The following is an 11,537-nucleotide window of genomic DNA, read 5'->3' as shown; positions in this document are numbered from 1 at the left end:
CCCGCCCCGCCCCCACCGGGCCCCTCGCGTCGTCCGTCGGTCAGACGAGGTCCCAGCTCAGCGGCGTGCCCTTCGGCACGTCCCGGGTGAAGGCGCGGCCGAGGACCCGGTCGAGGTCGGCCGGGGGGAGTCCGCCGGCCGGCCGGATCGAGCGTACGACCGCCGCGGTGACCGGGTCGCCGGCCCGGACGTCCTCGACCACCCAGAGGGACCGGCGGAACCGCAGCCCCTCCCGCTCGGTCGGGGTGGGCCCGATCGCGGTGCCGCCCAGCGCCGCCCACGCCCGCTCCGACTCGACGGTGAGGGCGGTCAGCTCCGCCGGCTCCAGCGAGAAGTCCGAGTCGACGCCCCCGTCGGCGCGGCGCAGCGTCACGTGCTTCTCGATCAGGCAGGCGCCGAACGCCACCGAGGCGACCGGGACGCCGATGCCCGGCGTGTGGTCGGACAGGCCCACCGGCAGGCCGAACGTGTCGGCCAGCACGGGCAGCCGGCGCAGGTTGCTGTCCTGCGGCGGCGCCGGGTAGGACGCCGTGCAGGCGAGCAGCACGATGCCGCCGGCGCCGCCCTCCCGGGCTGCGCGGACGGCCGCGTCGATCTCGCCGACCGTGGCCATCCCGGTGGAGATGACCAGCGGCTTGCCGGTGGCCGCGACGAGCCGGATCAGCGGCAGGTCCACCAGCTCCGACGACGCGATCTTGTACGCGGGCGCGTCCAGCTCCTCCAGCAGATCCACCGCCGTCGCGTCGAACGGCGAGGAGAACACCGTCAGACCGTGCCGGCGGGCCCGCTCGAAGATCGGCGCGTGCCACTCGTACGGGGTGTGGGCGCGCTCGAAGAGCTGCCAGAGGCGCTCGCCGCCCCACAGGTCGTGCCCGTCGGAGAGACGGAACGCGGGGGCGTCCACGTCGATGGTGATGGTGTCCGGCCGGTACGTCTGGAGCTTGAGCGCGTGCGCCCCGCTGGCCGCCACCGCGTCGACGATGGCGAGCGCCCGGTCCAGGCTGCCGTTGTGGTTGCCGGACATCTCCGCGACCACGAGGGGCCGCTCGCCGGGGCCGACCGCGTGTGGGCCGATCTTGACTGTCGCCGTCATCTTCCTCTGCTCTTCTCCGTCCACACCACCTGGTGCGGCGTGCCGTCGATGTCCCGCTCGTAGCGCCGGACCTCGCGAAATCCGAAGCGCCGGTGCAGGGCCAGCACCGGCTTGTTGGCGGCCAGCGTCTCGCCGCCCAGCGTCTCCGCCCCGAGGGTGTCGAAGGCGTACGCGATGGCGGCCCGCTCCAGCGACAGCCACGCCGGCAGCAGCTGCCCCCGGGCGTCCAGGCCGTCGACGTCGAGGTAGAAGCCCCAGGTGAGGGCCCGGTCCGGGGCGGTGACCCCGGAGAACGTGACGATGCCGGACGGCACCTCGTCGTGCAGGTGCACCAGCACCCGCCGGTCCGGGTCGACCCGGACCCGCGCCCACCAGGCGGTGTGCTCGACCAGGCCGATCTCGTGGCTGGTCAGGCTCACCGCCCGCACCTGCGGGTGGTTGCGCCAGAGCAGCATCCGGTGCAGGTCGCCGTTGTCCGCCGGCCGCAGCGGCCCGGCCACCGGAGGCTCGGTCGACGGAAGCCCGGTCGTCGGAAGCCCGGTCATCGGCGGCTCGCCATCGCGGTGGTCTGGTCCGCCGCCGTCCCGGTCGCGGGTCGCCCGGCCGCCGTGGCCTGCCCGGTCTCCGCGACCTGCCCCGCCTGCCCGGTCTCCGTGGCCTGCCCCGCCTGGCCGGCCTCGGGCGAGGGGAGGGCCGGCGGAACGGGCCGGCCGCCCCGCACCCGGCCCGCCGCCCGGTGGGCCCGGCGCAGCGCCGCGTACGCGAGGTAGCTGTTCCGCCCGACCAGGCGGTGCTTGAGCCCCGCGACTCCGGCGGGGCGGGAGTAGCCCGCGTCGGGCAGGTAGCGACGGTAGTGCTCGGCGACCCGGCGGAAGAACGCGCGGCGCAGCCGCGGGTGCAGCCGGCCGTCGTTGCCCGCCACCACCAGGTAGTGGCTGATCATCAGGGTGAACAGCTCGGCCCGCAGCCGGTCGTCCGGGGCGTGCCGGTCCAGCCAGTCGAAGAGCCGCTCGTACTGGTCGAAGGCGTCGAAGTGCCGGCGGCTGCGGGTGGAGGTGATCGCGCCGAGCCGGCCCTGCCGGTAGAGGTAGCAGACCCGGTCCAGTACGGAGATCCGCTCCGCGCCGATCAACAGCGGGTGGCTGAACGGGATGTCCTCGTACCAGCCGGGGAAGAAGCGTAGCTCCAGCTCGGCCATGAACCCGCGGCGGACCACCTTGTTCCAGGCGGTGTGCTGCACCTTCAGCAGTTGTGGCCGGTCGGCGAGGCGGACCACGCCCGGCACCCCGCGCAGCAGGTGGCTGCTCGCGTCGACCTCCCGCCGGCCGCCCTCGTGCACCCGCAGGTGGTCCAGCATCAGCACGTCGGGCCGGTCCCGGCGCAACCGGTCCAGCACCGCCGGGATCGTGCCCGGCGGCAGCCAGTCGTCGCTGTCGACGAACCAGACGTACGCGCCGGTGGCCACGTCGAGACCGGCGTTGCGGGCCAGGCCGAGGCCGACGTTGTCGGTCAGGTGGACGGTGCGGATGCCGACCCGACCGGCCGCGTACGACCGCAGCATCTCCCCGCAACGGTCCGGGGAGGCGTCGTCCACCGCGATCAGCTCCACCGCGCCCGCCTCGCCGGCCGGGATGTCGGCGCGGATCGACTCGAGGCACTGGTACAGGTACGGTTCGACGCCGTACACGGGCACGACGATGCTCAGCAGCGGTGCTTGCGTCGGCTCAATGACCACGCCGACACCATCGACCGCGCGGATGGACGGCCCCGGAACCTCACGTGGCCGGTGCGGGTGGAGTGTTTGAACAGCCGCCCAGCGTCGGGTTAACGGTTCAGGATCCGCCGCACCGGGCCGCCGACGGCCCGCTTGACCCGGGCCCGCAGGCGCTGCTCACGGAGCATCTCCACGTCCGTCTGCAACTCGGCGTTGCGGTCACGCAGCCACTGGAGGCGCTCCAGCAGCACCTCCGGGGCGGTCGCGCCGGCCGGGCGCACGGCGGGCGGGAAGGCGGTGGCCCGCACCCGCGCGTCGAACCGGGCGGCGCTGTCGCCGTCGGCGAAGGCGTTGCCCAGGTCGTGCTTGGCGAGGAAGGCGAGCATGGTCTCGTAGCGGGCCTTGTGGCCGTCGTTGAGCGCCGTGTAGTCCGCCTCGTCGTAGAGCTGGGCGGCGTCGACGTCGGCCGGCACCTCCTTCATCACCCGGTGCGGGATGTCGAAGTACCGGGCCAGCTCCAGGGTGCGCGAGTCGTGCGCGAAGAGGTAGCCGGGCGTGCCGGCGACCAGCGCGGTGATGGTGCCGTGGATCCGGGTGCCGAAGGCGAACTCGAACCCGGAGAGGTAGTCCATCCAGGTCCAGGGGTCGACGAACATCCGCACCTTGTCCTCGGTGAACAGCGGGTGCGAGGTGTGGATCGGGATCGCGCTGGACTTGCCCCGGTCGTCGGGGGCGTCGCCGTAGAGCAGGGTGCCGAGCGTCTTGAGGTCCTGCGGCAGGTAGCGCAGGTTCGGGTACCGCTCGTGGTGCCGGGCGATGATCTTCGCCATCGACTTCACGTACGGCGAGACGGTGAGCGCGAGCCGGTCGTCGGGCGTCAGCGCCGCCTTCCGCTTCTCCACCCGCAGGCTGTCGCCGTGCAGGAACATCGACGGGCAGCCGATCACGTCGACGGCGGAGAAGCCCAGCGTGCGCAGATAGCCCTCGGTGATCTCACCCCGTACGCCGATGCTGTGCGAGCGGTCGAGCACGGCCCGGACGAAGCGGGTGACGGCGTCGTCGATCGGGCGCAGGTACTCCCGGTCGCCCTTGACGTCGGTCTGCACGCCCACCCCGAGCACCACCACCGGGATCTTCAGCCGCTCGACGAGCTTCGTCATGAGTTCGATGCGGTGTGCGTAGCTGCGCCGGAAGGCGTTGGCGAGCGGTACGACGTAGACGTCGTACCGCTCGTTGATCATGTCGGCGTCGCGCGGGTTGACCTTGAACTCGGTCGAGGTGATCTCGGTGGTGCTGGTCTGCAGCAGCTTGTGCGCGGCGTGGCTGAAGACGAGGTTGCCGTTGTTCTCGCCGATCCAGTTCCCCTCGAAGGCCTCCTCGGGGGAGTAGACGTCGAACGGGCCCTTCTTCGCCCGCATCAGGATCCGCTGGTGCATCCGTCCCCGCCTCTCGTCACCTCCGGGTCACGGAATATTAGGCCACCGGCCGACCCCGGCACAGACGCGCGTCACTCCGGCACGCGGAGGGACGGAACCGTCACGCGGTGGACGGGGACGCAGGGGGACATCCGGGGCGGCGGGTAGGGTGCCCGGCGGCGGCGCCGACCGGAGGCCTCGCCGCGGGCCGTCCTGCGCCGCCCGCCGACGGCCAAGGAGGAGACGTACGTGCTGGTGACCCTGCGGACCGCCGGGCCGCCGGCATGACGGGGGCCGCGACCGTCGCGGCGGAGGCCCGGCCCGCGTCCCCGGCCGGCCGGCTGCCCTCGCTGACCGGGCTGCGCTGGGTGGCGGCCCTGCTCGTCTTCGGCTTCCACGCCGGCACGATGGGGATCATCGCCGAGCCGGACCACCGGGCAGTGGTGAACTGGGTCTTCACCCTGGGCCTGTCCGGCGTGCAGTTCTTCTTCATCCTCAGCGGTTTCGTGCTGGTGTGGTCGGCCCGGCCGACCGACTCCCGCCGGGCGTTCTGGCGTCGCCGGATCGCCAAGATCTGGCCCAGCCACGTGGCGCTGTGGGTGCTCGCCCTGCTGGTCGCGGCCTGGTTCGCCGACCCGGTGGACCGCGTCGTCGCGGTGGAGAACCTCTTCCTGCTCCAGGCGTGGGACCCCCGGCCGGGCGCGTTCTACAGCATCAACACGGTCAGTTGGTCGCTGTCCTGCGAGTTCTTCTTCTACCTCTGCCTGCCGCTGGCGCTGCCGCTGCTCCGCCGGGCCCGGCCGTGGGCACTGTGGACCGTGGTCGTCGCGGTGCCGCTGCTGATCCTGGCGCTCTGGCCGGCCCAGGCCCTGGTGCCCGAGGAGAGCCGTTGGTGGTTCACCCAGATCTTCCCGCCCGTCCGGTCCCTGGAGTTCTGGATGGGCGTGGCCGCCGCCGAGCTGATGCGGCGCGGCAGGTGGCGGGGGCCGGGCCTGCCGGTGGCGAGCCTGGTCTTCGTGGCCACCTGGGTGGTCGCCGCGCAGTGGGTGCGCGCCGAGCTGTGGGCGGCGTTGCTCTCGGTGGCGTACATCCTGGTCATCACCGCGGCGGCGGACGCGGACGTGCGCGGGCGGCGGTCGCCGTGGCGGTCCCGGCCGATGATCTGGCTCGGCGAGGTCTCCTTCGCCTTCTACCTGGTGCACGTGCTGGTGATGGTGACCGTGCTCCGGCTCACCGGCGACTGGGGCGTCGGGTACCGCGGCTGGTGGGGGCTGGCCGCGGTGCTCGGTTTCCTGCTGGTCAACCTGGCCCTCGCCGGAGCGTTGCACCGCTTCGTCGAGACGCCGATGATGCGGCTGCTCGGCCCGCGCCGCCCGGCCCGGGCGACGCCGCCGGTCGAGGGTGTGGCCGCCGGACGGCAGCGACCGCCGGCCGTGCCGGGGGAGCGGGGGCGCGTCGTGCCGCGCCCCCGGCACCCCGAGCCGGAGGCGGACCACCGACCGGCGTACGTCGAGTCCCGTGCGCCCGCCGGACGGCCGCGCCCCCGGGCGTAGGACGACCGCGTCCATCGGCGCAGGTCGACCAACCGGACGGCCGGACCACCCGTCCACCCTGGTCCGTGCGGTCCGGGGTGGACGGCCGGACGCGCAGCGCACCGGGCCGGAGGGCCGCCGAGGCCGCCGTGCACGGGACACGCCCGGCGGCGATGCGGACCGGCGGCATCGGCGGTAGCGTGGTCGCGTGCTTCCCGTCGCGCTCACCTGTCCCCTGTGGTGGGTGGCGCGGTGGGCCGCGCGGCTGCTGACCGGCCTCGCCGTCGCGGTCGCGTTCGCCGTCGGCGCCGGGGCCCTTCCCGCCGCCGCCTCGGCCCAGGCCGGAGTGCCGTCGACCGACACCTGGGCACCCCCGGCTCACGCCTGGGCGCCCCCGGCCCCGGCGCTCCCCGTCACGCTGGCACCCGCCGACCCGCCCGTGGCCGTCGCCGACCACCACGTCGTCGCCGCCGGTGCCACCGCCGTCGACCGGGCCACCGCCGTCGACCGGGCCGCCGCCGTCGACCGGGCCGCCGCCGGCCCCGGCCGACCCGCCGCTCCGGCCGACCCGGGCGCAGCCGCCGGGGCCGTCACCGCCGGCCCGGTCCCCGCGCCGGTCGGGCACACCCCGGGGACGGTCGGCCCCCGGGGCCCACCGCACGTCTGATCCGCACCGCCCCGCGGGGCACGCGCGCCCCGCGACCGCACCCGCCGCAACGGCGCAGGAAGGGCCCCTTCCGCCATCGCAGGCGTTGACGAAGGTGCCCGTCCTCCGCTCTCCACCACCCGCACCCGTCCCGGCGGCGGGACGTGGCACCGCCGCGCCCGCCACCCGGCGCCGCGTGCGCCCCGCTGCCGCACTCGCTCCCCGTGAGGTGCCGACCATGGAGACCGTCGTCTACCAGTTCCTGATCGAGGTGCCGCGGGCCGCCGCCATCTGGTCCGCCCTGCTCCTGCTGGCCCTGACCGTGCTCGCCGTGCTGGTCGCCCGCCCCGAGCGGGTCCGTCCCGCCGACGAGCCGGTCGCCCCGCCCGCGGCCGACCCTGCGGCGGAGGCCGCCGACCTGCGCCGCTACGCCGAGGAGGTGGCCGTCGCGGCGGGCCGGGCCGCCCGCACCGCCCGGCGGCGGCGGGCCGACTGGCTCGCCGCGCAGGAGGAGGCCGACCGGGCCTGGCGGGCGTACGACGAGGCGGAGACCGCCGCCCGCCGCTTCACCGGGGCCGCCGCCCTGCCCGCCCCGCGCACCCCGCGCACGCCCGCCGAGTACGCCGCCCGCGAGCGCTGGCTGCACCAGGCGGCGGTGGCGGCCCACTGGCGCGGCGACCTCTCCACCCGCCAACTCCGCGAGGTGTTCGGCCGCCGGGCCGGCTGGGATCCCCGCCGCCACCCGGTCGAGCAGGAGATCGCGCTGGCCCGGGCGGTACGCGACGCGAGACGGGCCGACCACCGGGCCGCCGCCGAGCGGGAACGGTTGGCGTGGCGGGACGCCGACCTGGCCGCCGAGGCGGCGCGGGCCCTGGCCGGGGAGGCGTACGCCGCAGCGGTCCGGCTCCGGCCGGGCCGGCTCCCGGCGGCCCGGCCCGTGTCCGCCGGGCGTCGGCCCGCGCTCGCCGCGCGATGGCGGCCCGCGCGGGTGGCTGAACCGCCGGGCGTCGACCCGCGGTGGCGGCCCGCGCGGGTGGGCTGAACCGCCGGGGCAATTTCGTGACGCCGGTCATAGCGGTGCCGAACCGGTCATCCGGCACGGCCCGGCCGATTCCCGCCGACGATTCCGCGCCGATGTCCGCCGCTCGTCCGGTTGTCGACGCAAGGTGCGTCGGGAAACGGTCGTCCCATTGAGTCGCGTCAGTGCCGAACTGACCGCAAAAAAAGTCTCCCGATCAAGGTTTAAGCAGGTGGGAGCGGGTTGGCAGGGCGCGGGCCGGCCAGTAGTGTCGGCCCGTCCGGTGCGGTACCCGATCGCAAGAGGCGACGCCGCGCCGACCCGCCTAATCGTGAACAGGCGAGCCGGGGACCCAGTGCAACATCGGGGTGAATCCGCGGGCCACGGCCCGCGGTAGGGCGTTCTTCCCGCCCGAATCCGTCAGCTAACCCGGTCGGCGGCGTCGGAAGGAGTTCCATCCCCGTGCAGCACCCACCCGCCCCCCGGCCGTTCCGGCGCCTCCACGGCGCCGCGGTGCCCGCGCTCGCCCGACCGCACGCCGCGAGCTGACCCACCGGTCACCGCCCGTCGCCCGGCATCCCGGGCGCATCCCCTGAGTGGTCCACCACCGCCGGACGCCGTCCGCGCGGTCGGTCCCCCCTGCGCGGACCGGCGGCCGCTCACCCCCCGAGCCCGTGGAGGAAACCGTGAAGCACCACCTCAAGCGACAGCTCCGTCGCCTCACGTCCGAGCGTCCGTACCAGGTGGCCGCCGCGTCGGCCGCGGCGCTCGTGCTCGCGTCGGGCACCGGCGCGCTGCTGGCCGGCACCGACGAGGCGCCCGCCGCCGCACAGGCCCCGGTGGCCGTTAGCGAGCTGCGGGACGGCACCGTCGCCTCGCGCGGCGACGCCCGCGTCGCGGCGGCCCCGTCGACCGGCGCCCCGGCCGCGTCCAGCGCCGCTCCGTCGGCCAGCGCCACCAGCGCCGCCCCGAACCCGGACCTGACCCGCAAGCCGGAGCCGCCGAAGCCGCCGAAGGCGAAGTCGCTGGACTACGACTACCAGGCCCAGACCACCTTCTACAACTGCGGTCCGGCCGCCGTCCGGCACGCCCTCAGCGCCGCCGGCATCGCGCGCAGCCAGGCCGCCCTCGGCGCCCAGCTCGGCACCGACGAGATGGGCACCGACTCGGCCGAGGACACCACCCGGGTGCTGAACGCGACGGTGAAGGGTGACCCGTACCGGACCCGGATGATCCCGGGCGGTGCCGCGACCCCGGCGCAGATGGACCAGCTCCAGGCCGACGTGGTCGCCGCCATCACGGACGGGCGGGGCGTCGTGGTGAACGTCGCCGGCAGCGCCACCGACACCGACGGCGGCTGGCACTCGTTCCCCGGCGGCCACTACATCGCCGTCGTCGGCTACCAGGACGAGGGCCGGCTGGTGAAGATCGCCGACTCGGCGAACCCCGCGACCGCCTCGTACTGGATGTCCACCATCGCCCTGGCGAACTGGGCCGCCACCCGCGGCTACTCCGCCTGAGCAAGACACCCGTCGGGCGTCGGCTCCCCACCCCGGGAGCCGGCGCCCGATGTCGTCTCCGGGTCACGGACCTCGCCGGGGCGTACGGCGGGTGGCACACTGCGGCCTATGGCCGATGAATCGGGTGACCGGGACGGCCGGCGCGTCCTGCTGCTGCTGCACGGCATGGGCGCGACCGGGGACGTGTGGCTGCCCTGGGCGCCGCTGCTGGAACGCCGGTGGGCGGGGCGGTGGCTGGCACCGGACCTCGCCGGCCACGGCTGGTCGCCGCCGCTGCCGGCGTACTCGTTCGCCGGGCTGGCCGACCGGATCGCCGCGGGGCTCGCGGCGGGGGACCGGCTCGTCGTGCTGGGGCACTCCCTCGGCGGCGTGGTCGGGCTGGCGCTGGCCGCCCGCCGCGCCGGGCTGCCGGTCGACGCCGTGGTCGGGCTCGGCATCAAGGCCGTCTGGTCCCCGGCCGAGCTGGCGAAGGCCGGGGAGCTGGCCGCCCGACCGGTGACCTGGTTCGCCAGCCGGGACGAGGCGGCCCGCCGGTACCTGCGGGTGGCCGGCCTGACCGGGCTCTTCGCGCCGGACCACCCCGTGGTCGAGGCCGGGCTGCGGCAGGTCGACGGCCGCTGGCGGCTGGCGATGGACCCCGCCGCGTTCGGGGTGGGGGAGCCGGACCTGCCGACCCTGCTGGCGGCGACGGACGTGCCGGTGCTGCTGGCCCGCGGCGAGCACGACCCCATGGTCACCGACGCCCAGCTCAAGGAGCTGGGCGTGCCGGTCGCCACCCTGCCCGGCCTGGGCCACAACGCCCACGTCGAGGCCCCCGAGGCCGTCCTGGAGCTGGTCGACCCGTACCGCTGACCCGCCGGATGCCGGCCGGTCAGGTGGTGGCGGAGAGGGTCGCCTCGTCCGGCTCGACCGGCAGGCCGGTCCCGCCGACGGCGCGCGGCGTCGGCGGGTTCCAGTCCGCGTCGAGCTGCCGCCGCGCGGCGTCCAGGAACGCCTCGGCGTACGACTCGGCCGGGAAGTCGCCCAGGTAGCGGCTCCGGGTGGCCCAGCGGGCGGCGGCGAGCGGGTCGGTGTCGAGCAGCGCGGCCAGCACCTCGTCCACGTTGGACATGTCGCGGCGCAGTACGTACCCCGAGCCGGCCAGCGGGAACCGCTCGGCGAACCGGTCGCCCTCGTCGCCCATGTCGGTGACCGCGTACGGCTTGCCGGAGTAGAGGTAGTCGGAGATCACCCCGGACACGTCGGAGACCAGCGCGTCCGAGCGGTTCACGCACTCCGTCAGGGTCAGCTCGCGGGTGGCGGCGGCGCCGAAGACGTGCTGCCGGCCGGTACGGGCCCGGTCGGCGGCCAGCAGCTCCGTGAGCCGGCCCAGCTGCCGCGCCGAGGCCGGGTTCTGCGAGGTGTACGGGTGGGCCCGCAGGATCACCGTCGCGCCCCGCGCCAACAGCCCGCGCAGCAGCGCCTCGGCCACCGGCAGGGAGCAGTAGTTGGCGTCCGCGTGGTGGCCCGTCCAGGTCGGCGTGTAGAGCACCGTGGGGTTCGGCAGGCCGCGCACCGGCTCCGGACGGACCTCGATCGACTCGACCTGCGGCCGGCCGACCACCACGAACTTCTCCGCCGGGATGTCCACCCCCGCGCGGGCGTACCGGTCGACGGCGGCCTGACCGGCGACGAAGATCCGGTCGAAGATGGCGGAGACCGGGTTGGCGCTGGGCGCCTTGTCGCTGTCGCCGTGGTGCAGCTGGACGTGGGTGAGCTGGGTGAAGCGGATGCAGTGGCTGTTCTTCGCGCCGTGGTTGACGTAGAACGCCACCCGCAGGCTCGGCACCAGCGCCTCGTCCATCGCCTTCGTGGTGGGGCAGTAGACCACCGGCGCCGTGGTGGCCGCGGCGACGGTGGGCAGGAACTCCGGCTCCCGCACCATGACCAGGAACGGCCGGCCGATCCGCTCCAGGTACGGCAGCCACATGGTGACCTGGTATTCCGAGCCGGGCGGGGCGGAGAAGTGGAGCAGGAACTCGGGCTGGTGCCGGCGCAGCGCGCGGGAGACCGCCGACCCGCCGGCCCCCGGCCGGAACCGCCGCCGGGCCAGGTCCAGCCCGACGGCCCCGGCGCCGGCGGCGACCAGCGCGACGGCGCCCAGCGCCACACCGGCCGGCAGGGTCGCCGCAGCGGCGGCCGCCACCACGGCGAGCAGCCCCAGCAGGGCGTCGCCGAGGCGCGCGGCGACCAGGGGCGTCCAGGTGCGCACCGGCAGGTTCGCGGCGCGCACCTCCAGGCCGCCGGCGTCCCGCAGCGGCCCGACGAGCAGCACCAAGCCCAGCAGGACCAGCGCCGTCGCGGCCAGCGCGGGGTCGAAACCGGCGTCGAGGCGCCGGGCGTACCCGACCAGGACCGCCGCCGCGACCAGCGCGGTCTCGGCGACGCTGTCGGCGCCCGGGCGGACCCGCCGTTCCCAGGCGGCCGCCGCGAGGGCGGCCACCGCCAGCCCCAGCCCCCAGCCGGTCGCGCCGGTCAGCGCGACGACGAGGAACGCCAGCACCGCCAGGCCGGTGGCCAGGGCGCGGGCGATCAGCTTCCGGACCAGGTCACCACGCAT

10 protein-coding genes and 1 riboswitch are annotated in these 11,537 nt (G+C 75.5%); of the genes, 5 read left to right on the top strand and 5 right to left on the bottom strand.

The features are described from left to right. Positions 1 to 40: 40 nt before the first annotated feature. The 4 genes from pseI to AB0L34_RS16645 form a co-directional block, all read right to left on the bottom strand. On the bottom strand, positions 41 to 1,093 hold the full coding sequence (gene pseI, locus AB0L34_RS16660; RefSeq protein ID WP_363705337.1) for a pseudaminic acid synthase: 1,053 nt from the start codon (positions 1,091 to 1,093) through the stop codon (positions 41 to 43). Then, positions 1,090 to 1,593 carry a GNAT family N-acetyltransferase gene (locus AB0L34_RS16655; RefSeq protein ID WP_357452320.1) on the bottom strand — a complete coding sequence of 168 codons (504 nt, stop codon included), beginning with the start codon at positions 1,591 to 1,593 and terminating at the stop codon, positions 1,090 to 1,092. Before AB0L34_RS16655 ends, pseI begins: the two co-directional genes overlap by 4 nt. 41 nt (positions 1,594 to 1,634) lie before the next feature. Continuing rightward, positions 1,635 to 2,828 carry a glycosyltransferase gene (locus AB0L34_RS16650; protein WP_363705336.1) on the bottom strand — a complete coding sequence of 398 codons (1,194 nt, stop codon included), beginning with the start codon at positions 2,826 to 2,828 and terminating at the stop codon, positions 1,635 to 1,637. Positions 2,829 to 2,917: 89 nt separating this feature from the next. After that, positions 2,918 to 4,243 carry a polysaccharide pyruvyl transferase family protein gene (locus tag AB0L34_RS16645; RefSeq protein ID WP_357451764.1) on the bottom strand — a complete coding sequence of 442 codons (1,326 nt, stop codon included), beginning with the start codon at positions 4,241 to 4,243 and terminating at the stop codon, positions 2,918 to 2,920. A gap of 263 nt (positions 4,244 to 4,506) precedes the next feature. Here AB0L34_RS16645 and AB0L34_RS16640 point away from each other — a divergent pair, with 263 nt between their 5' ends. The 5 genes from AB0L34_RS16640 to AB0L34_RS16620 all read left to right on the top strand — a co-directional run bounded on the left by AB0L34_RS16640 (position 4,507) and on the right by AB0L34_RS16620 (position 9,790). Next, positions 4,507 to 5,775 carry an acyltransferase gene (locus tag AB0L34_RS16640; protein ID WP_363705335.1) on the top strand — a complete coding sequence of 423 codons (1,269 nt, stop codon included), beginning with the start codon at positions 4,507 to 4,509 and terminating at the stop codon, positions 5,773 to 5,775. A gap of 187 nt (positions 5,776 to 5,962) precedes the next feature. Further along, a complete protein-coding gene (locus AB0L34_RS16635) occupies positions 5,963 to 6,421 on the top strand; it encodes a hypothetical protein (RefSeq protein ID WP_363705334.1) in 459 nt (152 codons plus the stop codon). Positions 6,422 to 6,638: 217 nt separating this feature from the next. Next, the gene (locus AB0L34_RS16630; RefSeq protein WP_363705333.1) at positions 6,639 to 7,442 is read left to right on the top strand and encodes a hypothetical protein; all 804 of its coding nucleotides are present in this window, start codon (positions 6,639 to 6,641) and stop codon (positions 7,440 to 7,442) included. A 288-nt stretch (positions 7,443 to 7,730) separates the two neighbouring features. Then, a riboswitch (cyclic di-AMP (ydaO/yuaA leader) is annotated at positions 7,731 to 7,872 on the top strand. Positions 7,873 to 8,092: 220 nt separating this feature from the next. Further along, a complete protein-coding gene (locus tag AB0L34_RS16625) occupies positions 8,093 to 8,938 on the top strand; it encodes a C39 family peptidase (protein ID WP_363705332.1) in 846 nt (281 codons plus the stop codon). A 108-nt stretch (positions 8,939 to 9,046) separates the two neighbouring features. Continuing rightward, entirely contained in the window at positions 9,047 to 9,790 is a 744-nt protein-coding gene (locus AB0L34_RS16620) for an alpha/beta hydrolase (RefSeq protein WP_363705331.1), read from the top strand. A 19-nt stretch (positions 9,791 to 9,809) separates the two neighbouring features. On the opposite strand, the gene AB0L34_RS16615 is transcribed toward AB0L34_RS16620, so the two are convergent. After that, positions 9,810 to 11,537, bottom strand: a complete 1,728-nt coding sequence (locus AB0L34_RS16615) for a CDP-glycerol glycerophosphotransferase family protein (protein WP_357451779.1) — start codon at positions 11,535 to 11,537, stop codon at positions 9,810 to 9,812.

It is taken from the genome of Micromonospora sp. NPDC052213, from assembly GCF_040679695.1.
GTDB lineage: Bacteria > Actinomycetota > Actinomycetes > Mycobacteriales > Micromonosporaceae > Micromonospora.
This window is presented reverse-complemented; position numbering and strand designations above follow the sequence as displayed.